The sequence below is a fragment of the Mesorhizobium opportunistum WSM2075 genome, assembly GCF_000176035.2.
GTDB lineage: Bacteria > Pseudomonadota > Alphaproteobacteria > Rhizobiales > Rhizobiaceae > Mesorhizobium > Mesorhizobium opportunistum.
In genome coordinates this window covers 5,383,526-5,409,361 of the sequence record NC_015675.1, presented here as the reverse complement: position 1 = coordinate 5,409,361, position 25,836 = coordinate 5,383,526, and the positions used below count along the sequence as shown (strand labels likewise).

At 63.5% G+C, this 25,836-nt stretch carries 29 protein-coding genes; 16 read left to right on the top strand and 13 right to left on the bottom strand.

The window, feature by feature from the left end:
• The first annotated feature begins 17 nt into the window (after nt 1–17).
• Nucleotides 18–290: a DUF3303 domain-containing protein gene (locus MESOP_RS26210; RefSeq protein WP_013896361.1), complete on the top strand. Its 273-nt coding sequence runs from the start codon at nt 18–20 to the stop codon at nt 288–290.
• 20 nt (nt 291–310) lie between these two features.
• Here MESOP_RS26210 and MESOP_RS26205 read toward each other — a convergent pair whose 3' ends face one another.
• On the bottom strand, nt 311–1,228 hold the full coding sequence (locus MESOP_RS26205; RefSeq protein WP_013896360.1) for a LysR substrate-binding domain-containing protein: 918 nt from the start codon (nt 1,226–1,228) through the stop codon (nt 311–313).
• Nucleotides 1,229–1,340: 112 nt separating this feature from the next.
• Here MESOP_RS26205 and MESOP_RS26200 point away from each other — a divergent pair, with 112 nt between their 5' ends.
• Nucleotides 1,341–2,231: a fatty acid desaturase family protein gene (locus tag MESOP_RS26200; RefSeq protein WP_013896359.1), complete on the top strand. Its 891-nt coding sequence runs from the start codon at nt 1,341–1,343 to the stop codon at nt 2,229–2,231.
• Nucleotides 2,232–2,241: 10 nt separating this feature from the next.
• Here MESOP_RS26200 and MESOP_RS26195 read toward each other — a convergent pair whose 3' ends face one another.
• The 3 genes from MESOP_RS26195 to ygfZ form a co-directional block, all read right to left on the bottom strand.
• Complete coding sequence (locus MESOP_RS26195; RefSeq protein ID WP_013896358.1) at nt 2,242–4,383, bottom strand: putative bifunctional diguanylate cyclase/phosphodiesterase; 2,142 nt, start codon at nt 4,381–4,383, stop codon at nt 2,242–2,244.
• Nucleotides 4,384–4,448: 65 nt separating this feature from the next.
• Nucleotides 4,449–5,084 carry a YfbR-like 5'-deoxynucleotidase gene (locus tag MESOP_RS26190; RefSeq protein ID WP_013896357.1) on the bottom strand — a complete coding sequence of 212 codons (636 nt, stop codon included), beginning with the start codon at nt 5,082–5,084 and terminating at the stop codon, nt 4,449–4,451.
• Nucleotides 5,084–5,944, bottom strand: a complete 861-nt coding sequence (gene ygfZ / locus MESOP_RS26185; RefSeq protein WP_013896356.1) for a CAF17-like 4Fe-4S cluster assembly/insertion protein YgfZ — start codon at nt 5,942–5,944, stop codon at nt 5,084–5,086. The genes MESOP_RS26190 and ygfZ overlap by 1 nt, the downstream gene beginning before the upstream one ends.
• A gap of 75 nt (nt 5,945–6,019) precedes the next feature.
• Here ygfZ and MESOP_RS26180 point away from each other — a divergent pair, with 75 nt between their 5' ends.
• The gene (locus tag MESOP_RS26180; protein WP_041164337.1) at nt 6,020–7,351 is read left to right on the top strand and encodes a dihydroorotase; all 1,332 of its coding nucleotides are present in this window, start codon (nt 6,020–6,022) and stop codon (nt 7,349–7,351) included.
• A gap of 86 nt (nt 7,352–7,437) precedes the next feature.
• Here the strand turns inward: MESOP_RS26180 and MESOP_RS26175 are convergent, their stop codons facing one another.
• The 4 genes from MESOP_RS26175 to MESOP_RS26160 form a co-directional block, all read right to left on the bottom strand.
• A complete protein-coding gene (locus MESOP_RS26175; protein WP_013896354.1) occupies nt 7,438–8,223 on the bottom strand; it encodes a hypothetical protein in 786 nt (261 codons plus the stop codon).
• Between the two features lie 70 nt (nt 8,224–8,293).
• Nucleotides 8,294–8,551, bottom strand: coding sequence for a hypothetical protein (locus MESOP_RS26170; RefSeq protein ID WP_008874920.1), 258 nt, complete (start codon nt 8,549–8,551; stop codon nt 8,294–8,296).
• Nucleotides 8,552–8,960: 409 nt separating this feature from the next.
• Nucleotides 8,961–9,338, bottom strand: a complete 378-nt coding sequence (locus MESOP_RS26165; RefSeq protein WP_041164336.1) for a TIGR02301 family protein — start codon at nt 9,336–9,338, stop codon at nt 8,961–8,963.
• Nucleotides 9,339–9,400: 62 nt separating this feature from the next.
• On the bottom strand, nt 9,401–9,835 hold the full coding sequence (locus MESOP_RS26160; protein WP_013896352.1) for an NUDIX hydrolase: 435 nt from the start codon (nt 9,833–9,835) through the stop codon (nt 9,401–9,403).
• 124 nt (nt 9,836–9,959) lie between these two features.
• Between MESOP_RS26160 and MESOP_RS26155 the strand changes: the two genes are divergently transcribed.
• Nucleotides 9,960–10,721 carry an SOS response-associated peptidase gene (locus MESOP_RS26155; RefSeq protein ID WP_013896351.1) on the top strand — a complete coding sequence of 254 codons (762 nt, stop codon included), beginning with the start codon at nt 9,960–9,962 and terminating at the stop codon, nt 10,719–10,721.
• Nucleotides 10,722–10,800: 79 nt separating this feature from the next.
• On the opposite strand, the gene MESOP_RS34090 is transcribed toward MESOP_RS26155, so the two are convergent.
• Nucleotides 10,801–10,956 (bottom strand): hypothetical protein, encoded by a 156-nt coding sequence (locus MESOP_RS34090; protein ID WP_013896350.1) that lies wholly within the window; start codon nt 10,954–10,956, stop codon nt 10,801–10,803.
• Between the two features lie 417 nt (nt 10,957–11,373).
• Between MESOP_RS34090 and cysS the strand changes: the two genes are divergently transcribed.
• The 9 genes from cysS to MESOP_RS26110 all read left to right on the top strand — a co-directional run bounded on the left by cysS (nt 11,374) and on the right by MESOP_RS26110 (nt 19,164).
• Entirely contained in the window at nt 11,374–12,822 is a 1,449-nt protein-coding gene (gene cysS / locus MESOP_RS26150; RefSeq protein ID WP_013896348.1) for a cysteine--tRNA ligase, read from the top strand.
• Nucleotides 12,823–12,942: 120 nt separating this feature from the next.
• Nucleotides 12,943–13,350 (top strand): endonuclease domain-containing protein, encoded by a 408-nt coding sequence (locus tag MESOP_RS26145; protein WP_013896347.1) that lies wholly within the window; start codon nt 12,943–12,945, stop codon nt 13,348–13,350.
• Nucleotides 13,347–13,733 carry a VOC family protein gene (locus MESOP_RS26140; protein ID WP_013896346.1) on the top strand — a complete coding sequence of 129 codons (387 nt, stop codon included), beginning with the start codon at nt 13,347–13,349 and terminating at the stop codon, nt 13,731–13,733. The genes MESOP_RS26145 and MESOP_RS26140 overlap by 4 nt, the downstream gene beginning before the upstream one ends.
• Nucleotides 13,734–13,739: 6 nt before the next feature.
• Entirely contained in the window at nt 13,740–14,231 is a 492-nt protein-coding gene (locus tag MESOP_RS26135) for a GFA family protein (RefSeq protein ID WP_013896345.1), read from the top strand.
• The gene (locus MESOP_RS26130; RefSeq protein WP_013896344.1) at nt 14,228–14,704 is read left to right on the top strand and encodes a GFA family protein; all 477 of its coding nucleotides are present in this window, start codon (nt 14,228–14,230) and stop codon (nt 14,702–14,704) included. The genes MESOP_RS26135 and MESOP_RS26130 overlap by 4 nt, the downstream gene beginning before the upstream one ends.
• Nucleotides 14,701–15,654, top strand: coding sequence for a prolyl aminopeptidase (gene pip / locus MESOP_RS26125; protein ID WP_013896343.1), 954 nt, complete (start codon nt 14,701–14,703; stop codon nt 15,652–15,654). Before MESOP_RS26130 ends, pip begins: the two co-directional genes overlap by 4 nt.
• 197 nt (nt 15,655–15,851) lie before the next feature.
• Complete coding sequence (gene cimA / locus MESOP_RS26120; protein WP_041165016.1) at nt 15,852–17,468, top strand: citramalate synthase; 1,617 nt, start codon at nt 15,852–15,854, stop codon at nt 17,466–17,468.
• An 82-nt stretch (nt 17,469–17,550) separates the two neighbouring features.
• Entirely contained in the window at nt 17,551–18,468 is a 918-nt protein-coding gene (gene rarD / locus MESOP_RS26115) for an EamA family transporter RarD (RefSeq protein WP_013896341.1), read from the top strand.
• Nucleotides 18,469–18,477: 9 nt separating this feature from the next.
• Complete coding sequence (locus MESOP_RS26110; protein ID WP_013896340.1) at nt 18,478–19,164, top strand: glutathione S-transferase family protein; 687 nt, start codon at nt 18,478–18,480, stop codon at nt 19,162–19,164.
• A 15-nt stretch (nt 19,165–19,179) separates the two neighbouring features.
• On the opposite strand, the gene MESOP_RS26105 is transcribed toward MESOP_RS26110, so the two are convergent.
• Together MESOP_RS26105 and MESOP_RS26100 are read right to left on the bottom strand one after the other, a co-directional pair.
• Nucleotides 19,180–20,175, bottom strand: coding sequence for a transporter (locus MESOP_RS26105; protein ID WP_013896339.1), 996 nt, complete (start codon nt 20,173–20,175; stop codon nt 19,180–19,182).
• Between the two features lie 181 nt (nt 20,176–20,356).
• Nucleotides 20,357–20,647 (bottom strand): muconolactone Delta-isomerase family protein, encoded by a 291-nt coding sequence (locus MESOP_RS26100; RefSeq protein WP_013896338.1) that lies wholly within the window; start codon nt 20,645–20,647, stop codon nt 20,357–20,359.
• Between the two features lie 110 nt (nt 20,648–20,757).
• Here MESOP_RS26100 and MESOP_RS26095 point away from each other — a divergent pair, with 110 nt between their 5' ends.
• Complete coding sequence (locus MESOP_RS26095) at nt 20,758–21,648, top strand: LysR substrate-binding domain-containing protein (RefSeq protein ID WP_013896337.1); 891 nt, start codon at nt 20,758–20,760, stop codon at nt 21,646–21,648.
• 91 nt (nt 21,649–21,739) lie between these two features.
• Here MESOP_RS26095 and MESOP_RS26090 read toward each other — a convergent pair whose 3' ends face one another.
• The gene (locus tag MESOP_RS26090; protein WP_013896336.1) at nt 21,740–22,351 is read right to left on the bottom strand and encodes an LOG family protein; all 612 of its coding nucleotides are present in this window, start codon (nt 22,349–22,351) and stop codon (nt 21,740–21,742) included.
• Between the two features lie 158 nt (nt 22,352–22,509).
• Here MESOP_RS26090 and MESOP_RS26085 point away from each other — a divergent pair, with 158 nt between their 5' ends.
• Nucleotides 22,510–23,979, top strand: coding sequence for a LysM peptidoglycan-binding domain-containing protein (locus MESOP_RS26085; RefSeq protein ID WP_013896335.1), 1,470 nt, complete (start codon nt 22,510–22,512; stop codon nt 23,977–23,979).
• Nucleotides 23,980–23,993: 14 nt separating this feature from the next.
• Here the strand turns inward: MESOP_RS26085 and MESOP_RS26080 are convergent, their stop codons facing one another.
• Complete coding sequence (locus MESOP_RS26080; RefSeq protein ID WP_013896334.1) at nt 23,994–24,791, bottom strand: NAD(P)H-dependent oxidoreductase; 798 nt, start codon at nt 24,789–24,791, stop codon at nt 23,994–23,996.
• A gap of 93 nt (nt 24,792–24,884) precedes the next feature.
• On the opposite strand from MESOP_RS26080, the gene MESOP_RS26075 reads away from it, so the two are divergent.
• Entirely contained in the window at nt 24,885–25,817 is a 933-nt protein-coding gene (locus MESOP_RS26075) for a LysR family transcriptional regulator (protein WP_013896333.1), read from the top strand.
• Nucleotides 25,818–25,836: the final 19 nt, after the last annotated feature.

Here is a 25,836-nt window from a genome sequence, read left to right as displayed (position 1 = left end):
CAAACCGAGGGAAAAAGATGCTGTTCATCGTGATCGAGGACTTTACCGGCTGCGATCGCAAGGAGATCTACCGCCGTTTCCGCGACCGTGGTCGCCTGAAGCCGGATGAGCTTGTCGTTCACCACAGCTGGATCGCGGCGGATATGAGCCGCTGCTTCCTGCTGGTCGAAGCCGATGACGTCACGCTGCTGCAGCGTTGGGTCATCGAATGGGCGGATCTGGTCGAATTCGAGATCGTTCCCGTGGCGACCAGCAAGGATATGACGCAAGCATTGAGCGGGCACCTTTGACCGTCCAGCCGACTGCTGTGTCAACGGAATACAGACGAACCCACCGCGCGCTGGCATTCACGGATCAGCCAATCGCGGAACGCCGCCACGACGTCGCGCCGGCCGCTTCTTTCCGGGATCGTCAGGCAATAGGGCTGGCGCAGCGCGATCGCCCTGGCGGCGGGCCGGACCAGCCTGCCGTCCTCCAGAGCCTCGGCACAATAGACCCCTTGCGCCAGCGCCACGCCCAACCCCGAAATGGCAAGGTCGAGCGCCGCGCGTGACGAGTTGGCCGAGAGGCCGCGCTGCGCTGCCCGGTCGGGCTGGATGCCGGCCGCGTCGAACCAGTTGCCCCAGGACGGAAAAGACGCGCCGGTCGGACCCCAATCCGTGTGGATCAGCGGCAGCCCGGCGAGCGGTCCGCCATCTGCCTTGACCATGCTGGCAAGCCTTGGCGCGCAGACGGGATAAACCGCGTCCTGGACGATGTCCTCGGTCGGGTGCTCGCGATAATGCGGCCCGTACGACAGCCTGATATCGATCAGCTCGCGATCGAACGGCATCGGATCGTCATCGCCCCGGAGCGAAATATCGGCAGCGCCATGGCTTGCGACGAAGCCGGCCAGGCGCTGCGAAAGCCAACCCATGGCCATGGATGGCGGGACCGACACCACCAGGCGCGGGCGGAAGACGTCGCCGCCCAGTTCGCGCGCGACGCTGCCGATTTCCTGGAAAGCCATGGTCAGCCGTGGCAGCATTTCCACGCCCGCCTCGGTGAGGACGACGCGGCGGTTGACGCGATGGAACAGCTTGCGGTCCATCTGTTCTTCGACCGAGCGGACGAGCTGGCTGACCGCGGCAGGCGAAACCGAAAGCTCTTCCGCCGCCGCGGCAAAGCTGCCTGTGCGCGCCGCTGCCTCGAAAGCCTGCAGTCCTTTCAGCGATGGAGATGTAACCATGATCACCAGATAGGTAAGTTTACCTTATCTAAATCGCAGAAATCATCGTTTTTGGAAAGTTTTTTCATCGGCTACAGTGGGTGTCATCAAATCCCAGCCAGGACCGAAGCCAATGGACCATCGCGACATCATCGCGTCATTGACCCCGGAAGAGCGCAATCGTCTGACCGCCAAGTCCGATGTCGCGGGTCTCGTTCAGCTCGGCGCCCATTGGGGGGCGATCATGGTCATTGGAGCGCTGATTGCGGCCAAGGTGCCATTCTGGCCGCTGCTGATGCTGCCGCAAGGCATCCTGATCGTGTTCCTGTTCACACTCCTTCATGAGACGGTTCATCGCACGGCGTTCGAGACGCAAAGGCTGAACGATGCGGTGGCGCGGGTGTGCAGCCTGGCGATCGCGCTGCCGGCCGACTGGTTCCGCTACTTCCATTTCGCCCATCACCGCTTCACCCAGGATCCGGACAACGACCCGGAACTGGCGTCCCCGAAACCGGAGACGCTGCGGCAGTATCTCGTGCATGTTTCCGGCATCCCGGTGTGGTGGGGCCATTTCAAGACGCTCCATGCCAATGCCATTGGGCGCAGCCAGGACAGCTATGTACCGCCGAAGGGCCGCCCCAAGGTACGGACCGAAGCGCGCTTGATGATTGCCATCTATGCCGTGGTCATTCTGCTCGCCGTCTATTTCCGGCTCTCCGTGCTTCTCTATGTTTGGATCGTTCCCGCTTTGCTCGGACAGCCATTCCTGCGCCTCTACTTGCTGGCCGAGCACGGTCGCTGTCCGTTCGTCGCCAACATGTTGGAGAACACCAGGACGACACTGACCAACTGGCTTGTCCGCAAGCTCGCCTGGAATATGCCGTTCCACGCCGAGCATCATGCCTATCCCGGCGTGCCGTTTCATCAGCTGCCGCGGTTTCATGCGCTGATCGAGCGGCATCTCAAGGTGGTCGAGCCGGGCTATATCAGCTTCCATGAGAAATACATTGAGACACTGCGTTGAGCGGCGTGTCTCAGCCCGCCTGGCTGCGAGGTGCACGCGACTTCAACAGGCGCTGGATGTCCGCCGCCTTCGACGGCACGCCGATCAGATAACCCTGCGCCTCCGTGCAACCATTGTGGCGCAGCATGTCGAGTTGCACCTCCGTCTCGACGCCCTCGGCCGTGACGACGATGCCAAGCTCCGTACCGAGCCCGATAATGGTGCGAACGATCGCCGCCGTGTCGCGATTGCCGAGGTCGCGGATGAATGAACGGTCGATCTTGATCTTGTCGACCGGGAATCGCCTGAGGTAGCCGAGCGAGGAATAGCCGGTGCCGAAATCGTCCAGCGCGATGCGGATGCCGAGGTCGCGCAACTGCCGCAGCGCCTTCAGGACGGCTTTGCTCTCGTCCATCAGCACGGTTTCAGTGATTTCCAGTTCCAACTGGCCGGCCGACACCCCAGAAAAAGCCAGTGCCGAGATGACGCTGCGGGCAAACCCGTCGCTTCTGAGCTGCACGGCCGAGACGTTGACCGCGATACGCAAACCCGGCGGCCAGCCGGCCGCCGCCGCGCAGGCCTTCCTCAGTGCCCACTCGCCGAGCGGCACGATCAGTCCGGTGTCCTCGGCGACCGGAATGAATTGGTCCGGCGCGACCGTCCCTCGGGCCGGGGAATGCCAGCGCATCAAGGCCTCGGCGCCGGTGATCTCGCCGGAGGCGATGTTCATGATGGGCTGGAAATCGAGATCCAATTCCTGACGCGGCAACGCTGTCTCTAGGTCGACTTCAAGCGCCCGGCGGGTCTGCACCATGGCGTCCATTTCGGGTTCGAAGAAGCGATAAAGGTTTCGTCCTTCGCTCTTCGCCCGATAGAGCGCCGTATCGGCGTTCTTCAACAGCGCATCGGCGTCCCTGCCGTCGTCGGGGAAAACGGCGATGCCCAGGCTGATGCCGACATGCATGTCCCGGTTCTCGTCGCGGAACGGTTTTGAAATCGCCTCGACGATGCGCTTCGCCATTTTCTCGGCATTGGCAATGCCCTTGAAATTGGACTGCATGACGACGAACTCGTCACCGCCGAAGCGCGCGACAATGTCTGTTTCATTGCGCAGGCAACGCTGCAGCCTCTCGGCGACGCATTTCAGCAGCCAATCGCCGGCCGGGTGCCCCCAGGTGTCGTTGATCGCCTTGAAGCGGTCGAGATCGAGCGAGAAAACCGCCAAGGGCGTCGCGGCCGCGTCCTCCAGCGCAAAGTCGAGCCGTTCGCGAAACATCGAGCGGTTGGGCAGCCCGGTCAGCGTGTCGTGATGCGCAAGATGGGTCATGCGCTCTTCGGTGCGGCGGCGCTCGGTGACGTCGTCGAAAGTCGCCACCCAGCCGCCGCCGCTCATCGGCCGGCGTGTGACCAGGATCGTCCTGCCGTCGGCAAGATGCCGATAGGCCGAATGGATTTTTCCCGCGCGCCGGCAGGCTTCGGTCTTGGCAACTTCGCTGTCGACGTCGATCTGCGTATAGATGCCGAGTTCCAGCAAGCGTTCGAGTGCGTCGCGATGCGTCGTTCCAAGCGGGAAATCCGCTGCCTTGACCTTGAAAAGCTCCAGAAAACGCTCGTTGCGCACGATCATCTTGCCGTCGGCGTCGTACATCAGCAGGCCTTGCGACATGTTGGCGAGTGCTGCGTCGAAGCGGCGATGCTGTTCCTTCAGATCCTGCTCGGCGCGCCGCTGTTCGGTGATGTCCTCGTAGATCGAGACCCAGCCGCCCGAGGCCAGCGGACGGTGCGAGATGCGGATGATGCGGCCGTCCGCCAGCGCCTCCTCGTAGGTCGAGGGTTTTGCCTGGTCGATATAGGGCTTGCGGATGGCGTAGAGCTCGTTGGCGCTTTGCGAGGCGATGCCGATGTCGACGCTGTGCCGCAGGATGTCGATGAAAGAGATGCCGGGCCGCACCACCTTGGCGTCGAGGCAGAAGATGTCGATATAGTTGCCGTTGCAGATGATCATGCGCTCGTCGGCGTCGAACATGCAAAGCCCATGCGACATGTTCCCGACAGCAGCCGAAAAGCGTTCGTTCTGTTCGCGCAGTTCGTCTTCCATGCGGCGTGAGCGTTCCATGCCTTCGGCCGCCCGTTCCGGGACGATCGAACCATCCTTGACGTCCACGACGGGCATGGGGCGCGCCTGCGGTGCGTGATCGAACATCACACTGTTGACGCTTCCGGTTAATTTAGCGTTTTCTACCCTATCGCGGGTGCCGGGGCCTGATGCCGCGATTTTTCGATCGCCGAAAACCGCTTCAGGAAGGCATTCTGTGCCCAGGTCACCGAACGCGGTGCGAAATCGAAACGCTCGGCGGAAAAACCGCGCGGGCGGCCGAAGAACTCCGTTGCCTCGGCGGTCGAAAAGCCGGCGAGCAGCGTTGCCTCGAAATAGGCGGCGATCTGGTCGGCGCGCTTGATTTCCTTGCGCAACCCCGCGGCCAGGTCGGGAGGCAGCGAGAAGCGCAGATGGATGGCGCGCTGCAAGCGCAATTCGCAGTCCTTGTAGCTGCCGCCCATCACCGACTTGAACGGCGAGATCATGTCGCCGATGACATATTCGGGCGCATCGTGCAGCAGCGCCGCCAGCCGGTCGTCGGCCGAAGCCGTGGGCATCAGTTCGTTGAACAGCGCCTCCACCAGCAGCGAATGCTGGGCGACCGAAAAGGCATGCTCGCCGCTGGTCTGGCCGTTCCATCGGGCAACGCGGGCGAGCCCATGGGCAATGTCCGAAACCTCTATGTCGAGCGGCGATGGGTCGAGCAGGTCAAGCCGGCGGCCGGACAGCATGCGCTGCCAGGCGCGTGGCGGCGCGCCGGTGCGGTCCGCCGCCATCAGGCTTCCTCCGCGCCGACGGTTTCCTGCGGGAAACTGAATTTGGCCCAGGTGGGGATGATTAGCGTCACCGGCACGTCGCCCGCCAGAATCGGCCGGCCGGCGTCCAGCGCCGCCTTGACCCTGTCGATGCGCGCGATGGCAAGCCCGGTTGTGCCAGCACTTGAGCCGAGCGCGCCGACCGGCCGTCCCTCGACGGTCAGTTCGGTGCCCGCGACGGGCAAGGGAAGCTCGGACTGGACAATCAACACACGCCGCCTGGCCGTGCCGCGATGCTGCATGCGCGAGACGACTTCCTGGCCGACATAGCAGCCCTTCCTGAAGCCGACGCCGCCTGTCTCGTCGAGCAGCACGTCGTGCGGGAAAGCATCGCCGAGCGCATAGTCGGCCCCGCTTTCGGCAATGCCGTGGGCGATGCGGAAGGTCTGCCATGCGGCGCCATCGTCGGCTTGCGCAGCGCCGGCATAGGAGCGTGTGACGCTCTCGCCACCAAAGCGCCTGTCGGCGACTGCGGTTGAATCACTTTGTAAGGCGATTGACTCTTTTCCCCATGCAACAGAGACAAGTGCCTGTTCTGGCTTGGCAATCTCGACCTTGGCGCGAAGCTTGTAGAGCATCAGCCGGCGAACGAAATCATCCGAGATATCGGCACGGCATTCGAGCCGAAGGGCGTTTTCACCGGCACGCGAGATCAGGAAGTCGAACAGGATCTTGCCTTGCGGCGTCAACAGCGCGCCCGGTTTTGCTTCGCTTTCACCCAGCACATCGAGGTCGGTGGTAAGGATGTTCTGCAGGAAGTGCTCGGCATCCGGGCCCGAGACGGAAATCAGCGCGCGGTCTTTCAGCAGGGTAAAGGGCATGGGGCGAATGAAAGCCTGATCTTGCAAAACGGTTGGCCATTACGTAAGCCGCTGGCACTCCCCCCGCAAGAGAGCATGACCATGACCTACGACCTCATCCTGACAGGCGGCACTGTGGTCAACCATGACGGCGAGGGGCTGCGCGACATCGGCGTCAAGGGCGGGCGCATCGCCGCGATAGGCGATCTCGGCCAAGCCTCGGCCGGCGAAACGATCGACTGCCGTGGCCTGCACATCCTGCCGGGCGTCGTCGACAGCCAGGTGCATTTTCGCGAGCCCGGACTGGAGCACAAGGAAGATCTGGAAACCGGCTCGCGGGCAGCGGTGCTCGGCGGCGTCACAGCCGTATTCGAGATGCCCAACACCAATCCGTTGACCACCAGCGAGGCAACGCTTGCCGACAAGGTTCGGCGCGGCAGTGGCCGCATGCATTGCGATTTTGCGTTCTGGGTCGGCGGTACACGCGACAACGCCAAGGATGTTGGCGAACTTGAGCGGTTGCCCGGCGCGGCGGGCATAAAGGTCTTCATGGGATCGTCAACCGGCGATCTGCTGGTCGAGGATGATGAAGGCGTCGCCTCGATCCTGCGAAATACCCGCCGCCGTGCGGCCTTTCACTCGGAGGATGAGTTCCGGCTGCGTGAGCGCCTTGGCGAACGCATCGAGGGCGACCCGTCATCGCATCCGGTCTGGCGTGACGAGATCGCCGCCTTGCGCTGCACCGAGCGGCTGGTGCGCGTTGCGCGCAGCGTTCGCGCCCGCATCCATGTCCTGCACATTTCGACCGCCGAGGAGATCCTGTTCCTCGAACGGCACAAGGATGTCGCGACCTGCGAGGCGACGCCGCACCATCTGACGCTGAGCGCCGACGACTATGCGCGGCTCGGCACGCTGATCCAGATGAACCCGCCCGTACGGGCCGCGCGCCACCGCGACGGCGTCTGGCATGGCATCGCGCAAAGCATCGTCGACGTGCTCGGCTCCGACCACGCGCCCCACACACTGGCCGAAAAGGCAAAAACCTATCCAGCTTCGCCCTCGGGCATGACTGGCGTACAGACGCTGGTGCCGGTCATGCTCGACCACGTCAATGCCGGCCGGCTGACGCTGCAGCGCTTCGTCGACCTGTCCAGCCACGGCCCGCTGCGTATCTTCGGCATGGCTGGAAAAGGCCGCATCGCCGCCGGCTATGACGCCGACTTCACCATCGTCGACATGAAGCGGCGCGAAACCATCACCAACGCGCAGGCCGGTTCGAAGGCCGGCTGGACACCCTATGACGGCAAGCAGGTCACCGGCTGGCCGGTCGGCACCGTCATTCGCGGTCGCCGCATCATGTGGGAAGGCGAAATCGTCACACCAAGCCAGGGCAGGCCCGTCGAGTTTTCCGAGGCGCTGCCGGCATAGGCTCGGACCGAAGGGCCCGGTTAGTGGCGGCGCCATACCTGCCCGGCTGTTCCATGGCGACCGTTCCCTGGGGAGGGTAGGCCCGCTCAATCCCCGGCGACGAAGAAGGTCCACTGCCCGGCGGGCGTGATGCCGACGCGGTAGAAGATGTAGGCGCCGAACTGCTTCATGTCGTCGAAATCGCCGGCGGTGACGATCTTGAACAGCTCGACCCGCTGCTTGGCGTCGAGCTTGTCGAGCGGCAGCGCGAAGAAATACGGCCAGACATAGAGTTCCTGCGGTGTTCCGGCATCGACATGGACATAGCCGGCGCTGAGCACTTCTTCCAGAATGGCCAGGATTTCCTGGCCGTCCGGGTCGCCGGAGAGCCCCTTGAGGAAGGCGATGGCGTCGCCGTCGATGTCGGTCAGCGACAGCTGGGTCATGCTGTCGCCCTTGCCGATCAATGGCCTGAGCTTTTCGATGTCGCCGGTCCTGCAAGCCTCGATAATCAGGTCGTGCATGCGCCGCACGGGCTCGGGCAGCTTGGCGAGGTCGTACACCACCTCCGGCAGGGGCGCTTCGGGGTCGACACGCGGCCTGTTGCTGCTGCCATCCGATGGGCTGTCGGGTTCCGCCGCGGCCGGAGCAGCCGGCTGGCTGGTCGAAGGCGTTCCCACGGGATCCGGCATCGGGACTGTACTTCCGGGCGCCGAACTGTCGCTATCCGTCGGCGGCGTGACAGGGGACGGAAGCTCTTCGCGCTGGATCTGGCTCAACGCATGGGCAGGGCTGCTCTCAAGACAAGCCACCAGTGTAAACGCGGCACAGCAAGCAGCGATACGGATGTAAAGGACCAAGCCCTTCGGCTTGCCTGACATCGGAAAATTCACTGCCCGTATCTCCCTGCTTCCGGGCATGATGCCCGAACGACACTTGATGGTCAAAGAACCTGATATCGGTTCAGTGCCGCAGCCGCTCGGGTTCGAAGGCGCCAGCAATCACCTTCTCGCGCATGCGGTCGAGCAGGGCAAGGGCCGATGTCTCGCCGTTGGCGCGCAACATTTCACCAAATGCGGTCTCAAGCGCCGCCTCGGCAATGATCTCGGGCTCGATGCCGGCCGAAAGGCCTTCCGCCCAAGCTTCGCTGTGGCTCTCCACCGCCGTCAGGCGCTTTTCTTCCCTGACCAGCGCGTCGATGTCGTTGACACCATGTTCCATAGCGATGTCCACCCTTTCAAGCGGCGATCCATCTGTGTGAATCAGGCTTGATCTGTTCCGTTTTACACGCAGCCCTAAGTAAGTATTTGTAAATACGACATTTTTTTGATCGCGCTTTACAAAGGGGCGACTGCGCCTGGCGAAGTTGCATTCAACTCGGATCAAACTTAGCCGATTAGGCCGGCCTGCGGGGTGAAAACCTTCAGTTTGAGTTAATTCCACATTTGTGCGCTAACGTTTGATTAACGTTGTTGCAGAAGTGCAACATCAGGATTGCACCAAGACACTGGCTGGCACAAGCCGGATATGCCCGGCGCCGCTCTCAGCTGCCCGGATATCTGTTGATGGACGCCTGGAGAGCTTCCCCGTTGTCCCTGGAAAACCGCATCACACTTTTCCCGGAATTGCCCTAGTTGCCGTAGCGCGAGGCGATGTCACGCGTCAGCGTCTCGCCTTCCTTCATGTAACGGCTGATGGCTTCTGTGGCTGATGCGGTGCATTGCGTATAGGTACCGCCGAAAGAGCGGTAGCCGCGATTGAAGCTGGCGATGAAGCGGGCGCGCCGTTCGGCATCCGGATTTTCCGAATCGAGCAGTTTTTCCATCTCGACGCGCCACTGGTCGCCCTTCTCGCCACACAGATTACGCAGGAAATGCAGCGATCCCAAAACCTCGGCCAGCCGCATCAAGCCAGGCTCGAACGGCGCCTCCGCGCTCAATGCCGGCCGCACCGCTAGGCCCGTGCTGGCGGCAAGGCACAAAACGACGAGAAGGGAAGTGCGGCTCATACGTCTATCTGGCCAAACAATTTGTCGCCTGCAAGGCGTTTCCAGCGGGACGGTGGCGGATTTCAGCGGCTTGCAGGGGAACCGTCGGGTCGACCCAGCAGATCCTGTGCCACCGCGAACACCGAACCGGCGAGCGGCAACGCCGCCATCTCACTGAGCGTGTAGAACGCGGCCGTCTCGGCGTCGTCGCTGGCCACTGCCTCGCCGCCGGCATAAGCGGCGCCGAAGACCGTGAGGCGGTAGTCGACCGGATGGCTCTCATCCCTGCCGTCGATATGGATTTCCCGAAGCGGGCGAAAACCGGCGGCGTGCAAACCGGTTTCTTCCAGCAACTCGCGCTTCGCGGCAACCTCCAGTGTCTCGCCGGCCTCGACCTTGCCGCCCGGAAAGGCGTAGAGCCCTTGCGAAGGCGGCCTTGCGCGCTTGACCAAGAGCACGGTGTCACCACGCACCACCGCGACCGAGACTGCCGGCAGTATCTTTCGTTGTTCGTTCATGGCTCCCAACCGTTCGATCGCCGCAGCCCGCTGTGGACGGCTAGTGCCGGACAGCTTTAGCGGTTGCAGTGCGGCTGTTCCATCGCCACTTTCTTGCGCAACCATTCGAGAGGCACGATCGATCATGTGCGGACGCTTTGCCTTGACCGCAACGCCGGACCAGACGGCCGCCTTTCTGGGCTTGGCCGAGCTGGAGGAATTTCCGGCGCGCTACAACATCGCGCCGACGCAGCCAGTGCTGATGGCGATCTCCGGGGTGCCGCGGGCGCCAGGCTCCAACCTGCCGGACCGCCAGTCGATGCTGGTGCGCTGGGGCCTAATTCCCACCTGGGTCAAGGACACCAGGGAGTTCCCGCTGCTGTTCAACGCCCGCTCGGAAGGCGCGATCGAGAAGGCCTCGTTCAAGGCGGCCATGCGCCATCGCCGCGCTTTGGTCCCGGCATCCGGCTTCTACGAGTGGCGGCAAACGGGCGGCAAGAAGGGGCAACCCTACTGGATACGGCCCCGGCATGGCGGGTTGGTGGCCTTTGCCGGCCTGATCGAAACCTATGCCGAGCCGGGCGGCTCGGAAATGGATACGGGCGCGATCCTGACCGTCAATGCCAATGGCGACATCGCCCATATCCACGACCGGATGCCCGTGGTCGTCGATCCCGGGGATTTCGCCCGCTGGCTGGATTGCCGCACGCTCGAGCCGCGCGATGTCGCCGACCTGCTGCGGCCGGCGCGGCTTGATTTCTTCGAAGCGATCCCCGTTTCCGACCTCGTCAACAAGGTCGCCAACACCGGACCGGAAATTCAGGAGAGGGGCGAGATCGGACCGGAGCCCGAGAAGGTCAGGCGCCAGAAGCCTGGCGCGGACGACGGTCAGATGACGCTGTTCTAGCCAAGCCCGTCGAGGGCTTCATTTTCAAGGCACCTGTTTGCGCCCCGACCGCCGGCGGTTGCGGCGGACGCGTACCGCTTCAGGCCGCGCGGGGCGATACGATCTTCTGCGCAGGCTTCTTCTTCTTAGCGGTGTGAAGAAGGGCTGCGACGATCGCGGCCGGACCGATTGCGCGATAGTGGCTGGCCAGCGCCGGTTGCTTGGCGCGGTTGGCGTCTTGCTTGCTTCGAGGCATCTTTCTCTTCCCTGGTAACGTCTTCGTGTCTGCGTTTGATGGTTGATTCCGACCAAATCGTGACGCTTGGTGATCTAGCCGGCGAATGTTTCATGACTGTGCCGACATGTTTAATAAAATGTTTCACTGCCTGATTCCGCGTGATCGAGCGACGCGCTTCACCGTCTTTATGACGTTTTTCCTGGGATCAGCGACTTGACGGCAACACTGGCCAAGGCGATAAAGCCGCCCATGAAAACGTCTTTCGCCATTTGTGGCATTTGCATTATTGGCTAGCCTCGCGCTGGTCCGGACGTTTTCGCCTCATCTTCCCCTAGATTGGACAAACGCCCCGGCCAGCAGGCTGGAGCCTGATTTGCGCCTCGGCGCGGGGCCGGCTCCATCCAGACAAAAAGTTCGGAACCGGGAAGGCATGGAATGTCTGACGCATCTAAGGGCCTGCGCCTCTACAACACGCTGACGCGGACGAAGGCGGACTTCACGCCGATCGATGCGCTGAATGTGCGCATGTATGTCTGCGGCCCGACCGTCTACGATTTCGCCCATATCGGCAATGCCAGGCCGGTGATCGTTTTCGATGTGCTGTTTCGCTTGCTGCGCCATGTATACGGCGAAACGCATGTCACGTATGTGCGCAACATCACGGACGTCGACGACAAGATCAACGCGCGCGCGTTGCGCGATTTCGGCGACGAGATATCAGCCGGAAAGCTGTCGCTCAACGAAGCTATCCGGCGGGTGACCGAAAAGACCGCCGACCAGTTCCACAGGGATGTCGCCACGCTCGGCTGCCTGGAGCCGACCGTCGAACCGCGCGCCACCGAATTCGTCGAGCCCCGCGCCGACGGCAAGGCCGACATGATCAGCTTGATTCAAAGCCTGATCGAACGCGGCCATGCCTATGTCGCGGCAGGTGAAGTTCTGTTCGACACGGCGTCGATGCCGGACTACGGCCAGTTGTCGAAGCGCAATCTCGACGAGCAGCAGGCCGGTGCCCGCATCGCCGTCGATGCGCACAAGAAGAACCCTGGCGATTTCGTGCTGTGGAAACTGTCGTCGCCCGAAGAGCCGGGCTGGCGGAGCCCGTGGGGCAGGGGCAGGCCTGGCTGGCACATCGAATGCTCGGCGATGTCGGCGGCCTATCTCGGCGAAGTCTTCGATATCCATGGCGGCGGCCTCGACCTGATCTTCCCGCACCATGAGAACGAGATCGCCCAGTCGCGCTGCGCCCACGGCACCGATGTCATGGCCAATGTCTGGATGCACAACGGCTTCCTGCAGGTCGAAGGGCAGAAGATGTCGAAGAGCCTCGGCAATTTCTACTCGATCCACGAACTGCTGGAGACCGAGACCTTCGGCGGCCGCAACTGGCCGGGCGAGGTTCTACGGCTGGCGATGCTGATGACGCACTACCGCGAGCCGATCGACTTTTCGATGCGCAAGCTGGAGGAGGCGGAGAACACGTTGCGCAAATGGAAACGCGCGGCCGATCTGGCGCCGACGGCGGGACAATTGCCGGCTAAGGTCGTGGAAGCCCTTTCCGACGACCTGGCCACTTACGCTGCCTTCCAGCAATTGACCCAGCTTGCCGGCGAGGCCAGCGAAGTCGAAGGCCATGGCGAGAACGCCGCCGCCGCTTCGCTCAAGGCCGCACTTCTCTTCCTCGGCTTCGACATCGGCGCGGCCAGGGTCGACGAGGCCGAGGTCGCGAGGTCGATCGCCAGGCGCCTGGAATTGATCGCCGCCAAGAACTGGGCCGAAGCCGACCGCATCCGCGACGACCTTTTGGCGCAAGGTGTACAGCTGAAGGACGGCAAGGATCCGGTCACCGGCGAACGTGTGACGACGTGGGAGGTGAAGCGGTGAGGGCGGCGCCAAGCGCCTTTGCAAGGTTGGCGGAGGCGCTGGCGACAGCCGATCTCCCCCCTTCCGGGGGAGATCGGTCGGCCTCATCGGTTTTGCCAATCTTCAGCGTAGGGGTGCTTGATGGGGCACGACCTCGTTCCGCCACGACAGCGCAAGAATGCGAAATCCATGCGGCGCGTCATGACCGATGCCGAGCTGAAGCTTTGGAACGAATTGCGCGCCCACCGACTGATGGGAATGAGCTTTCGCCGGCAAGTGCCGATCGGCCCTTACATTGTTGATTTCGCTTGCTCGGCCTGTCGCCTCGTTGTTGAGGTCGATGGCAGCCAGCATGCAGATGCCGAACATCTGCGGCATGACGAGGCGCGAAGCGCCTATTTGAAAGCCAGCGGCTGGACCGTCCTCCGCTTCTGGAACGATGACGTCATTCGCGATATCGACAATGTCTGCCAGCACATTGTCATCGAGGCCGGCTTGGGCAATGCCGCGAGGCCGGCGGGCGAACCAGCAAGGGAGGCTGTTTCATGATCGACCATCTCGGCATCACCGTTGCCGATTTCGATGTTTCGAAGGCTTTCTACGACAAGGCGATGGCGCCGCTTGGTGCGTCGTTGCTCTATATGGTGCCGCTGGAATACACCGGCGGCGCCAAGGTCGGCGGCTATGGCCGCGACCGGCCGGTGTTCTGGTTGAGTACCGGCAAGAACAAGCCGAGAGAGCACCAGCACGTTGCCTTCACCGCGCGCAGCCGTGCCGAGGTCGATGCCTTCCATGCGGCGGCCCTTGCCGCCGGCGGCAAGGACAATGGCGGGCCTGGTCTGCGCCCGCACTATCATCCGAGCTACTATGGCGCCTTCGTCTTCGATCCCGACGGCAACAATGTCGAGGCCGTCTGCCATGACCCGGAGTGAGCAACGATGAGCCTCGACAACCGGCCGGTCTACACAGGCGGCTGCCAGTGCGGCGCGGTGCGCTTCCGCGTCGAGGGCGCGCTTGACGATGCCTCGGTCTGCCACTGCCGCATGTGCCAGAAGGCGTTCGGCTCGTTCTACGCACCGTTGGTATCCGTGCGCGGCGCCAAGCTCGACTGGACGCGCGGCGAGCCGAAATATTTCCGCTCGTCCAGCCATGTCGATCGAGGGTTTTGCGCCAATTGCGGGACGCCGCTGACCTTTACCGCGCCTGATGGTGTCGGTCTCGCCATCGGTGCGTTCGACAATCCGGCGGAGATCGTGCCGTCGATCCAGTGGGGCACCGAGGCAAAACTGCCCTATGTGGACGCCATCCCGAAACTGCCGGGCGAGGAGACGATGGCCGATATATCATCGGCTCCGTATCTCGCCGATCTCGTCTCATATCAGCACCCGGACCACGATACGGAACAGTGGCCGCCAAAGGAAAAGTCATGACCGATCAGGTTCGAACCGGCGGCTGCCAATGTGGCGCCGTGCGCTTCCGCATCAAGGGCGCGCTCGGGCGCCCGTCCATCTGCCACTGCCGCATGTGCCAGAAGCAGTTCGGCTCCTTCTTCGGCGCCTTGGTGACGGTGCCAAAGGACGGCGTCGAATGGACTCATGAGGAACCGAGCTATTTCCAGTCGTCGGTAAATATCGATCGCGGCTTCTGCGCTCGTTGCGGCACACCGCTGACCTACCGCCAGCCCGGCGGTCTCGAAATTGCCATTGGCGCCTTCGACGACCGCTCGGATCTGGCGCCGCAGATCCAGGTCAATTACGCCGCGCGGCTGCCCTGGGTGGAGACGATCTTCGATCAGCCCATCCACCAGGATCCAGACTTCTACACAAGGCAGGAGCAGATCATCTCCTTCCAGCATCCCGATCACGAAACGGCCAACTGGCCGCAACAGGGCCTGAAACTATGAGCTTGCGCACCCTCTATCCGGAAATCGAACCGTTCGACTCAGGCATGCTCGATGTCGGCGACGGTCATCAGGTCTACTGGGAGCGTTCCGGCACCAAGGGCGCCAAGCCGGCCGTGTTCCTGCACGGCGGGCCGGGCGGCACCATTTCGCCGAAGCACCGGCGGCTGTTCGACCCGAAACTCTACGACGTCGTCCTGTTCGACCAGCGCGGCTGCGGAAAATCGACGCCGAACGCCTCGCTGGAGGCCAACACGACCTGGCATCTCGTCGCCGACATCGAGCGCCTGCGCGAGATGGCCGGCTTCGACAAATGGCTGGTGTTCGGCGGCTCCTGGGGCTCGACGCTGGCACTCGCCTATGCCGAGACCCACCCCGATCGCGTCAGCGAACTGGTGGTGCGCGGCATCTACACGCTGACCCGGGCCGAACTCGAATGGTACTACCAGTTCGGCGTCTCCGAGATGTTTCCCGACAAGTGGGAACGTTTCCTGGCGCCGATCCCCGAAGCCGAGCGCGGCGATATGATGGCGGCTTATCGCAAGCGGCTGGTCGGCACGGATCGCAAGGCGCAGATCGAGGCCGCCCGCGCCTGGAGCCTGTGGGAGGGCGAGACGATCACGCTGCTGCCAGAGCCGGAGACCAGCGGGCCATTTGGCGAGGACGACTACGCCGTCGCCTTCGCCCGTATCGAGAACCATTATTTCGTCCATGCCGGCTGGCTGGAGGAGGGGCAGCTTCTGCGCGACGCGCACAGGCTCAAGGACATTCCCGGCACCATCGTCCATGGCCGCTACGACATGCCGTGTCCGGCGCGCTACGCCTGGGCGCTGCACAAGGCCTGGCCGAGGGCGGATTTCCACCTGATCGAGGGCGCCGGCCATGCCTATTCGGAGCCGGGCATACTGGACCAGTTGATCCGGGCGACCGACCGGTTTGCGGGGAAGGTATAGTCGATGCACGGCGATCCTTCACACCCCCCTCTGTCCTGCCGGACATCTCCCCCGCAAGGGGGGAGATTGGATGTCGCCTTCGCTTTCGCCAATCGTCGACGTTGCAGGACCAGCGCTGTCATCAAAGCTGCCGATCTCCCCCTTTGCGGGGGAGATGGCCGGCAGGCCAGAGGGGGGTGCTCAAGCACCTTGCCATCATGAAAAAGCAACGCCTCTATCTCTTCGACACCACACTGCGCGATGGCCAGCAGACGCCGGGCATCGACTTTTCGGTCGAGGACAAGATCGCCATCGCGAGGCTGCTCGATGAATTCGGCTTCGACTACGTCGAGGGCGGCTATCCCGGCGCCAATCCGACCGACACCGCGTTTTTCCAGCAGAAACGCACGGCGAAGGCCAAATTTGTCGCCTTCGGCATGACCAAGCGGGCAGGCGTCTCGGCTTCCAACGATCCCGGCCTTGCCGCCCTTGTGCAATCGAAGTCGGACGCCATCTGCTTCGTCGCCAAGAGCTGGGATTACCATGTCCGTGTCGCGCTCGGCTGCACCAACGAGGAAAACCTCGATGCCATCAAGGCCTCGGTCGAGGCATCGGTCGCTTCGGGCAAGGAGGCGATGGTCGACTGCGAGCATTTCTTCGACGGCTTCAAGGCCAATCCGGACTATGCGCTGGCCTGCGCCAGGACGGCCTACGACGCCGGTGCGCGCTGGGTGGTGTTGTGCGACACCAATGGCGGCACGCAGCCATCGGAAGTGCGCGCCATCGTCGAGAAGGTGATCGCTTCCGGCATTCCAGGCGACCATCTCGGCATCCATGCCCATGACGATACCGGCCAGGCCGTGGCGAATTCCCTTGCCGCCGTCCAGGCAGGCGTGCGCCAGATCCAGGGCACGCTGAACGGCATCGGCGAGCGCTGCGGCAACGCCAATCTGATCTCGATCGTGCCGACGCTGGCGCTGAAGCCGGCCTTCGCCGATCGCTTCGAGACTGGCATTTCGGCGGAAGCGCTGACCGGCATCTCCAGGCTGTCGCGCGCCTTCGACGAACTCTTGAACCGTGCGCCTGAAGCGCAGGCGCCCTATGTCGGCGCCTCGGCCTTCGCCACCAAGGCCGGCATCCATGCCTCGGCGCTGGCCAAGGAGCCGGCGACCTATGAGCACGTGCCGCCGGAAACGGTCGGCAACCGTCGCCGCGTCATGGTTTCCGACCAGGGCGGCAAGGCCAATTTCCTCGCCGAGCTGAAGCGGCGTGGCATTGATGTGCCCAGGGACGATCACCGGCTCGACGCGCTGATTGCCGTGGTCAAGGAGCGCGAGGCCGAAGGCTACGCCTACGAGGGCGCCGACGCCTCCTTCGAACTGCTGGCCCGCAAGATGCTGCATGGCCTGCCGGAGTTCTTCAACGTCACCTCGTTTCGCTGTATGGTCGAGCGGCGTTTCGACGCCAACGGCCAGTTGAAGACGGTGTCCGAAGCCATCGTGAAAGTGCTGGTCGACGGCGAAGAGAAGATGTCGGTGGCCGAAGGGCATGGCCCGGTCAACGCGCTCGACATCGCGCTGCGCAAGGATCTGGGCAAATACCAAAGCGAGATCGTCGATCTGGAACTCGCCGATTTCAAGGTGCGTATCCTCAATGGCGGCACCGAGGCCATCACCCGGGTTCTGATCGAATCGCATGACGGCACCGGCGCGCGCTGGTGGACTGTCGGGGTTTCCGAAAACATCATCGACGCGTCCTTCCAGGCGCTGATGGATTCGATCGTCTACAAACTGATGAAGAACCGCGAGATGGCAGGCCTTGTTGCGGCCGAGTAAGTTTGAACCATCAGCGAAAGTCCATTGATCCATCAGAACTTTGCGATGGTCTTGCAGAGGTGACTGCGCCATAGCGTTGGCCATGGCCACTGAAGTAATTACACTCGACGCGGATTCGAAAGCCCGGCGCGGCTTCCTGCTGGCGCTGGGTGCTTACCTCTTGTGGGGGTTGCTGCCGTTTTACATGAAGGCGGTGGCGCATCTGCCGCTGGCCGAGGTGATTGCGCACCGCATCGTCTGGTCGGTGCCGATCGCCGCTGCGGTTCTCATCTGGGCCGGCCGCACGGCGGACTTCAAGGCGGCATTGCGCTCGCCGCGCACCATTTCCATGGCCGCGCTGACGGCGGCGCTGATCTCGGTCAACTGGGGCATCTATGTCTGGGCGATCGCCGTCGACCGCACCGTCGAGACCGCGCTTGGCTATTACATCAATCCGCTGGTTAGTGTGGTCGTCGGCGCGCTGTTGCTTGGCGAACGGCTCGACCGCTTGCAGATCGCGGCGGTTGTGCTTGCGGCGGTCGCCGTGGCGGTGCTGACGATCGAGGGCGGCAAGCTGCCCTGGGTATCGCTGGCGCTGGCGTTTTCCTTCGCCGCCTACGGCTTCTTCCGCAAGACGCTGCCGATCGGGCCAAGCCAGGGTTTTCTGCTGGAAGTGCTTTTGCTGTCTGTGCCGGCACTTGGCTACATCGTCTACCTGATCGCGACCGGACAGGACCACATCGTGTCCAGCAACAGCACCGACACGGCATTGCTGATCGGCTGCGGTCCGGTCACATCGGTGCCGCTGTTGCTGTTCGCCTTCGGCGCCAAGCTGCTGCGGCTCTCCACCATCGGCATCATGCAGTACATCGCGCCGACCATGGTGTTCCTGATCGCCGTGCTGATCTTCGATGAACCGTTCGGCACCACCCAGGCGCTCGCCTTCGCGCTGATCTGGGCGGCACTGGCGATCTATTCCTGGTCGATGCTGACGTCGGCACGCAAGGCCTCCGCCCGATAGGGAGTTTCGATGTACCAGCTGCACATTGCCAACAAGAACTATTCCTCATGGTCGCTGCGGCCATGGATCCTGATGCGAGAGCTGGACATTGCGTTCGAAGAGCGGCTGACGCCGTTTCCAACCGGATCGAGCTGGAGCCTTTACCGATCGTTCTCGCCGAACGGGCGGGTGCCTTGCCTGACCGACGATGGCTGGGCGGTCTGGGATTCGCTTGCCATTGTCGAATATCTGGCCGAGCGGCATCACGGTGTCTGGCCTGTCGAGGCCAAGGCGCGTGCCTGGGCGCGTTCGGCCGCCGCCGAAATGCATTCGAGTTTCACAGCTTTGCGCGGCGCATGCCCGATGAGTTGCGGCGTGCGCGTCGAACCGTTTCCGATGTCCGATGCGTTGAAGCAGGATCTCTTCCGCCTCGGCGGTCTCTGGAACGATGGCCTTGCCCGTTTCGGAGGGCCGTTTCTCGCCGGCGCGCATTTCACCGCCGCCGATGCCTTTTTCGCCCCGGTGGCGTTCAGGGCGCAGTCCTACGGGCTCTCTTTCGAGGGCGCGGCGTCCGCCTATTCGGCGCAGTTGCTGGCGCTGCCGGCGATGCGCGAATGGTACGCCGCGGGCCTCGCGGAGACCTGGCGCGAGCCTGATCATGAAGCGGAAGTCCGCGCGGCCGGCACCATCATCGAGGATCTTCGCGCCTTGGCGTGAAACCGCGGGCTGCCGTTACAATCCCCGGCCGAGCCGCCTGACGAACAGATAGGTGGCCGCCGCGATAACCACCGACACCGCCGTCACCACCCAGAAGCCTATTGGCGTATCGACCAGCGGCAGGCCGCCGACATTCATGCCGAACAGGCCAGAGATGATGGTCATCGGCAGCAGCACCGCCGTCATGACGGAGAGAACATAGAGCAACTGGTTCGACTGCATGGTCAGCTTGGCCATCAGCTCGTCCTGCAGCAGCCTCGTGCGCGCCTGCAACTGCTCGCCGTCATTGTAGAGCGTGAGCGCCCGGTGCGAGAGCCTGGCCGCCATGTCGTTGATCAGGTCAGGCAGCTCGTCGCGATGCGAATGGTCGAGATGCCGGAACAGGTTGGTCAGCGTCGCCATCTGCCGATGGATCACCACCAGTTGCCGGCGCGCCTCGACCAGCGCCTGGCGCTCATTGTGCCATGCGTCGCGCACCACGCGGTCCTCGATGCCGTCGAGCGTGTCGCCGAGCTTGCCGAGTTCTGTCGCCATGCCGTCGAGCGACTGGCCCATCACCGCCTCGATCAGCTCCGCCGGCGAGCGGAATTTCCGCGATCCGTTCTCCACCGCCTTGCGGATCGCGTCGACCGACTCCAGCGGCTGCTTGCGGGCGCCGATCAGCATCGTGTCGTTGAAGGCAAAGCGGAAATGGACGAGCCCGCGCGCCTCCGAAAAATCGTGCCTGAGATCAGGCAAATCGCCAAAGAGCCAGTTGTCCTCGTAGTCGATATGGCAGCCATGGCTGGGCGCGAGGAAGGCATCGCGGGCCGGCGCGGGCAGCGCCTTTTCGGCGCCGATCTCCTGGCGGGCGTGCAGGTCGGTGATCTGATAGCTGCGCCAGGTCCACTGCGCTTGCGCAGGATCCTTGGTGCGCAGGCCACTGGCGGTGAAATGATAGATGAAGAACAGCCCGTGCTCGTCGGGCAGATAGGGCGACAGGTCGGTGCCTTCGGGGAGGGCGGTGTCCATAGGGCGCTGTGCCAGATACGAGTTGCAAGGCGGCGCCGTGCAGCGGCACCTGGCCGCGATTTCTAGCACGCACGAACCCGGTTCCGTGTGACGGTTTCTTGACAGCCGATCACAGAGTGTCGGGCAGGCGGCAATGCGGTGACGGCGCCTTTCGCCATCACCGCATTGCAATTGCGGCGGTTCAGCGCTTCGGCCCGAACCCGGGATAGGGGTTGAGCGGTACGATTGCCGCGACGTCCATCATGCCGGCCTTGACCAATGGCAGAGTGGCGAGATGGCCGCGCACTTCGGCGTCGTCGTCCGCCTCGAACATCATGCCGCTGCCGGGAATATCGCCGCGGTTCCAGACCTGGCGCACCGCGCCTTCGGCGTAGAGCGTGCGCCGCTGCTCGGCCTCGCCGGGCAGGAGCGGTGCGAAGTCCGCGTCACTGAACTTGGCGGTGTTGCGGGTGAGAAGGGCAAAGAACTGCATGTCGGTCTCCTTGGTTGGGATGGCCGAGTATCGCTTTTCGATGGTCAGACTGTCCAAGACTGACTAGGCTAAAGTTAAGACCCATCAGGACTTGGAGCTTCGGAGAAAAATTGTTCGACCTGCGCCAGATCAGATATTTCGTCACCGTCGCCGAGACCGGCAATGTCGGCCGCGCCGCCGAAATCCTGCATATTTCGCAATCGCCGCTCAGCCGGCAGATCATGCAGCTCGAGGCGCAACTGGGCGTCGCCCTGTTCGAACGGGCAAGGCAGCGCGTCCATCTCAATGCCGAGGGCCGCGCTTTCCTCACCGAGGCCCGCGCGCTGCTCGCCGATGCGCGGCGTGTGGAGGAATTCGGCCGCAACCTCGCCAGCGGCGCGGTCGGCCGTCTCGCCATCGGCTATGTCGAGGGCGCGGTGCATGCCGGGCTGGTCGCCGACATGCTCAGGCAGTTCCGCCGCGAGCGGCCGGATTTCCATCTTCAGCTCAGGAGCCGGCGCACGGCCGCGCAGTTCGATGATTTGCGGCAGCGTGTGCTCGATCTCGGCTTCGTCTACGCTCCGGCCCCGGCCGACGATCCGGACATCGACAGCATGCTGGTGCGGCGCGAGCCGCTGGTGCTGGCTATCCCCGAGGATGATCCACTTGTCGCGCTAGCCGACATCGGGCCGCGGCATCTCGACGGCCGCACCTGGATCACCGTGGTGCGCCAGCCCGACGACACCAATCGCGGCCAGTTCCTCGCCGCCTGTGCAAAGGCCGGCTTTCTGCCCGACATCGCCTATGAAACAGCCGATCCACTGACCTCGCTCGGCCTGGTCAGCGCCGGCCTCGGCCTGGCGACGGTTCAATCCAGCCTGCGTGCCGCCGCACCGCCGCGGATCGCGTTCCGCGATTTGCCATGGTTCGAACGCACGGTGTCGATCCATCTGGCCTGGCGGCGGCATGACCGGCGGGCGGTGATTGGGGATTTGAGGAAGGCAGTAGGCAGTAGGCAGTAGGCAGTAGGCAGTAGGCAGTAGGCAGTAGGCAGTAGGCAGTAGGCAGTATCTTTCTCTATTCCCTACTGCCTATTCCCTTACTCCCCTAATCTCACATCTTATCGATCACCGACTGCACGCCCTCGGTCGGGGCGTCGACGGAGGAGCCTGCCACCATGATGGCGGCGACGATGGCCTCGGGGTCGTTGACGACCAGCGGCTTGACCCTTTGCGCGGTGTGAATGAAGCCTTCCGCCGCCATATGATCAAGCAAAGCCAGCATCGGATCCCAGAAGCCACCGACATTGCCGAAGACGATCGGCTTGCGATGATGGCCGAGTTGCGCCCAGGTCATGACTTCGACGATCTCCTCGACCGTACCGATACCGCCCGGCAGCGCCACAAAGGCGTCGGATTTTTCGAACATCTTATGTTTGCGCTCGTGCATATTGTCGGTGATCACCAGCTCGTCGAGCCGGTCAAGCGCGGTTTCGGTCGCTTCCCTGTTGATCAGGAAGCGCGGAATGATGCCCGTTACCTTGCCGCCGGCCTTGAGCGCGCCTTCGGCGACGGCGCCCATAATGCCTTTGGTGCCGCCGCCATAAATCAGCCTGAGGCCGGAGCGTGCAAGCGAGCGCCCGAGCAGGTGACCGGCCCTGACATAGATTTCATCACGGCCCGGAGACGAGCCGCAATAGACGCAAACGGATCGAATCGTGTTCATGCCGATGATTGGTGATTGGGTCTGAAAGCGGGGTCAAGCCCCAAGGCAACAAGGCCGGGCTTTTTCTTGTCGGCCCCTTTTTCTTCTCGGCCCGTTTTTCTTGTCGGCATTGGGAAAACACGCTAGACCGGCATTAGGTGGCTAAGGGGTAGGGAAATATGGCAATTAATCCACTGAAGGCGTTCCTGTTCGCGGCGGGTGGGACCGTCGCGGCTGCGGGAACCGCCTATGTATCGGGTGCGCTCGACCCGTATCTTCATCCAACGCCACCGGCGCAGGTAGCGGCCTTGACGCCGCCCGAGGCGAAACCGGCGGATCCCGGCACGGAAGGGCGACTGCCGGCACCGGCGGTACCGGCCGCTCCCGCCGCGGCACCGCAGGCGACGGCTCCGGCAGCGGATGCACCGGCGCCGGCAGCGCCCGCGGCGGCAGGTCCGATCGCGCCGACATTCGACGTCGTGCGCGTCGAGGGCAACGGTTCGATCGTGGTTGCCGGCAATGCGGCGCCCAATTCGAAGGTCGAGATCCTGAACGGCACCACCGTGCTTGGTTCGACGGTGGCGGGTCCCGATGGAGCCTTTGTCATCGTGCTCGACGATCCGCTGAAGCCGGGCGACTATACGATCGCCCTGCGTTCGACGGCCGGCACCGTGGTGACAGCCTCGGTGCAGACCGCCGTCGTTTCGGTTCCCAAGGATGCGACCGGCCAGGTGCTGGCGATGGTCGAGGAGCCGGGCAAGCCGGCCGAGCTGCTGACAGTCCCCGCGCCCGAGACCAAGCCGGCCGCGCCGGCCACCGGTGACCAGGCTGCCGCTCCGCCAGTGCCAGCGCCGGCTCCGGCCGCTGAAGCGCCGGCGGCTGTTGCTCCGGCGCCGGCAACATCGCCCGCCGCAGCCGCGGCTGAGCCCAAGATTGTTGTTGAAGCGGTCGAGATCGATGGCAGCAAGATCTTTGTCGCCGGCCTTGCTGATCCGGGCCGCAAGGTGCGCGCCTACGCCAATGACATTTTGCTCGGCGACGCCCAGACATCGCGCGACGGTCATTTCCTCGTCGAAGCGACCCGCGACATTCCGGTCGGCAGCTACACCATCCATGTCGATGGCCTTGATGCCGATGGCGTGAAGGTGGTCACCCGCGCCGCTGTTCCGTTCGAACGCGAGCCGGGTGACACGGTTGCCGCCGTAGCGCCCGCCCAGACCAAGCCAGCAGCGACGAAGCCAGCAGAGACCAAGCCTGCCGCCCCGGCCTCTGCCGCCGAAGCGCCAGCCGTTGCCGCCGCTCCGGCTGAGTCGGCACCAGCGGCGCCCGCCGCCGAGGCTCCGGCCATCGCGGCGGCAGCCACGCCGCCGAGCGACGTGCCCGAGGTCGTGGCACCCAAGCTCGAACACGCCGACAGCGCCGTCATCATCCGCCGCAACGACACGCTGTGGCGGATTTCGCGGCGCGTATACGGCCACGGGGTGCGCTATTCGACCATCTATCTCGCCAACCAGGACCAGATCAGGAATCCCGACCGCATCTGGCCGGGGCAGGTGTTCATGGTTCCGGAAAAGTCGAAGGAAGGCGAAGCCGCCGACCTCAAGGCAATGGGCGAGCAGGCGACGACGGCGCCGACCAAGACGCAGTAGAAGCCCCGTATCGGTCAGCCGGCATCACCGGCGCGGCTGGAGTGAAGCGCGAAACCGGCTGCACCCGGGTCGCCGAGCTCAGGGCGGAGATTCATGCTTGGAATGAGATAATCTCCGCCATTTTGCCGACGATATGGGATCGGCGGCGTCGTCGCCAGCGTCCGCATCCTGTCACGCAGGCGTTCAGCCACGGGCTCGAAGCCGTCCTCTCCGAGACGATCGACCTTGTAGACCACGAACGGCGGAAGCACGTCGTATCCGGGGTAGTAGAGAATCCCATGATTGATCGGGAACAGCAGGTCGTCGATGGGTCCGTTGATCCCGCGCGCGGTGTAGTGCTCCTCCCAGCCGCCAACGGTCACGATCAGCATCGCGCGTTTCCCGGCGAGGGTACCCTCGCCGTAGCGATCGCCCCAACGCCGGTCGCTATGCTCGCCAACGCCATAGGCGAATCCGTAGGCGAACACACGATCGACCCAGCCCTTGAGGATCGCCGGCATGGCGAACCACCAAAGGGGAAACTGGAGGATCAAGGTATCGGCCCACAGGAGTTTCTCGATCTCCGCCTTCACATCGTCGGTCAGTGCGTCGGCCTCGAAACCCCTCTTGGAGGCCGCGACGGGTATCAACCGCGCATCAGGTTCGAGCAAGGGGAAGTCGGTGCGATCGACCGCGGATTTCCAGCCATCGGCGTATAGGTCCGACACGCGCACCTCATGTCCTTGAGCCTCTAGTTCCTTTATGGCGACATCGCGAAGGGCGCCGTTGAGCGAACGTGGTTCGGGGTGGGCAAAGACAAGCAGAACTTTCATGGGTCAGATCCAATATTGAGGGGACTGACGTGAAGATAGCCAGCAGCGATGTGATCCACTATATGTAGGCAATGAATAACATTGTGCCGAATAATGGATAAGTCAGACGTCACATTCGAGCGGATGCGCACCTTCGTTCGCGTCGCCGAGCGTGGCAGCCTGTCGGCCGTTGCGCGCGAGCTTGGCGTCGGGCAGTCGACGATCACGCGGCACGTGCGGGAACTCGAAGAAGCTGTTGGCGTGCCTTTGCTCAGCAGAACGACCCGGCGTGTCACGATGACCGCTGAAGGCAGCCGCTATTACGCCAACAGCGTTCAAATCCTGCGCCTTGTCGAACAGGCCAGCGATGAGGCCCGGAGCACGCGCGGCGCGCCCGCCGGTACGATCCGGATAAGTTGTACGGCGGCTTTCGGTGTCTTGCACGTCAGCCGCCTCATCTTCGCTTTTCAGGACCGTCACGCCGACATCGGGATTGATCTCAGCCTCACGGACGAGCGGGTGGACCTCGTCCGTGAGGGCATCGATATCGCGCTCCGCCTGGGGCCGCTCACCGACAGTTCGTTGAAGCTGAGGGCGCTCGGCCAGTCACGGCGTCTGCTCGTGGCGTCTCCGGCCTATCTGGCGGCGCGGGGAAGGCCTTCTGTCCCTTCGGATCTGTCTCGACATGAGGGCATCCGGATGTCGAACGTGGCGGGCAGCGAAACACTTGTTTTGCAGGGCGCCGGCGGCGAGCGCCACATGGTGCCTTTCGCGGGGCGACTGCGGATCGATCATGGACTTGCCGCGCGGCAGGCCTTGGTTGCCGCTCGGGGCATCGCGCCTGCGCATCGATGGCTTGTGGACGATCTTCTGGACGCGGGCTCGCTGGAGACGATCCTGACGGATTATTCGCTGACGTCCGTTCCACTCAACATGTTGATTGTCCCAGAACGCGCGGGCGTCGCCAGGGTCCGCTTGCTGGTCGAGTTTCTGGCTGAACGGATTGCCGAGATTCCAGGGATCGAGAAATCCGTCTCACAGAACTAGCCGCTGTCTGATCTGCCCG

Coding starts and splice junctions, on each gene's coding strand:
- MESOP_RS26195 (WP_013896358.1), bottom strand. CDS start 4,383: ATGCCCGTCGTGGACGTCAAGGATGGTTCGATCGTCCCGGAACGGGCG.
- MESOP_RS26170 (WP_008874920.1), bottom strand. CDS start 8,551: ATGGAACATGGTGTCAACGACATCGACGCGCTGGTCAGGGAAGAAAAG.
- cimA (WP_041165016.1), top strand. CDS start 15,852: ATGAAAAAGCAACGCCTCTATCTCTTCGACACCACACTGCGCGATGGC.
- pip (WP_013896343.1), top strand. CDS start 14,701: ATGAGCTTGCGCACCCTCTATCCGGAAATCGAACCGTTCGACTCAGGC.
- MESOP_RS26105 (WP_013896339.1), bottom strand. CDS start 20,175: ATGGACACCGCCCTCCCCGAAGGCACCGACCTGTCGCCCTATCTGCCC.
- MESOP_RS26135 (WP_013896345.1), top strand. CDS start 13,740: ATGAGCCTCGACAACCGGCCGGTCTACACAGGCGGCTGCCAGTGCGGC.
- MESOP_RS26145 (WP_013896347.1), top strand. CDS start 12,943: ATGGGGCACGACCTCGTTCCGCCACGACAGCGCAAGAATGCGAAATCC.
- ygfZ (WP_013896356.1), bottom strand. CDS start 5,944: ATGCCCTTTACCCTGCTGAAAGACCGCGCGCTGATTTCCGTCTCGGGC.
- MESOP_RS34090 (WP_013896350.1), bottom strand. CDS start 10,956: ATGCCTCGAAGCAAGCAAGACGCCAACCGCGCCAAGCAACCGGCGCTG.
- MESOP_RS26080 (WP_013896334.1), bottom strand. CDS start 24,791: ATGAAAGTTCTGCTTGTCTTTGCCCACCCCGAACCACGTTCGCTCAAC.
- MESOP_RS26090 (WP_013896336.1), bottom strand. CDS start 22,351: ATGAACACGATTCGATCCGTTTGCGTCTATTGCGGCTCGTCTCCGGGC.
- MESOP_RS26100 (WP_013896338.1), bottom strand. CDS start 20,647: ATGCAGTTCTTTGCCCTTCTCACCCGCAACACCGCCAAGTTCAGTGAC.
- rarD (WP_013896341.1), top strand. CDS start 17,551: ATGGCCACTGAAGTAATTACACTCGACGCGGATTCGAAAGCCCGGCGC.
- MESOP_RS26165 (WP_041164336.1), bottom strand. CDS start 9,338: ATGAGCCGCACTTCCCTTCTCGTCGTTTTGTGCCTTGCCGCCAGCACG.
- MESOP_RS26155 (WP_013896351.1), top strand. CDS start 9,960: ATGTGCGGACGCTTTGCCTTGACCGCAACGCCGGACCAGACGGCCGCC.
- MESOP_RS26075 (WP_013896333.1), top strand. CDS start 24,885: ATGGATAAGTCAGACGTCACATTCGAGCGGATGCGCACCTTCGTTCGC.
- MESOP_RS26110 (WP_013896340.1), top strand. CDS start 18,478: ATGTACCAGCTGCACATTGCCAACAAGAACTATTCCTCATGGTCGCTG.
- MESOP_RS26160 (WP_013896352.1), bottom strand. CDS start 9,835: ATGAACGAACAACGAAAGATACTGCCGGCAGTCTCGGTCGCGGTGGTG.
- MESOP_RS26085 (WP_013896335.1), top strand. CDS start 22,510: ATGGCAATTAATCCACTGAAGGCGTTCCTGTTCGCGGCGGGTGGGACC.
- MESOP_RS26140 (WP_013896346.1), top strand. CDS start 13,347: ATGATCGACCATCTCGGCATCACCGTTGCCGATTTCGATGTTTCGAAG.
- MESOP_RS26180 (WP_041164337.1), top strand. CDS start 6,020: ATGACCATGACCTACGACCTCATCCTGACAGGCGGCACTGTGGTCAAC.
- MESOP_RS26200 (WP_013896359.1), top strand. CDS start 1,341: ATGGACCATCGCGACATCATCGCGTCATTGACCCCGGAAGAGCGCAAT.
- MESOP_RS26205 (WP_013896360.1), bottom strand. CDS start 1,228: ATGGTTACATCTCCATCGCTGAAAGGACTGCAGGCTTTCGAGGCAGCG.
- cysS (WP_013896348.1), top strand. CDS start 11,374: ATGTCTGACGCATCTAAGGGCCTGCGCCTCTACAACACGCTGACGCGG.
- MESOP_RS26130 (WP_013896344.1), top strand. CDS start 14,228: ATGACCGATCAGGTTCGAACCGGCGGCTGCCAATGTGGCGCCGTGCGC.
- MESOP_RS26190 (WP_013896357.1), bottom strand. CDS start 5,084: ATGGCGGCGGACCGCACCGGCGCGCCGCCACGCGCCTGGCAGCGCATG.
- MESOP_RS26210 (WP_013896361.1), top strand. CDS start 18: ATGCTGTTCATCGTGATCGAGGACTTTACCGGCTGCGATCGCAAGGAG.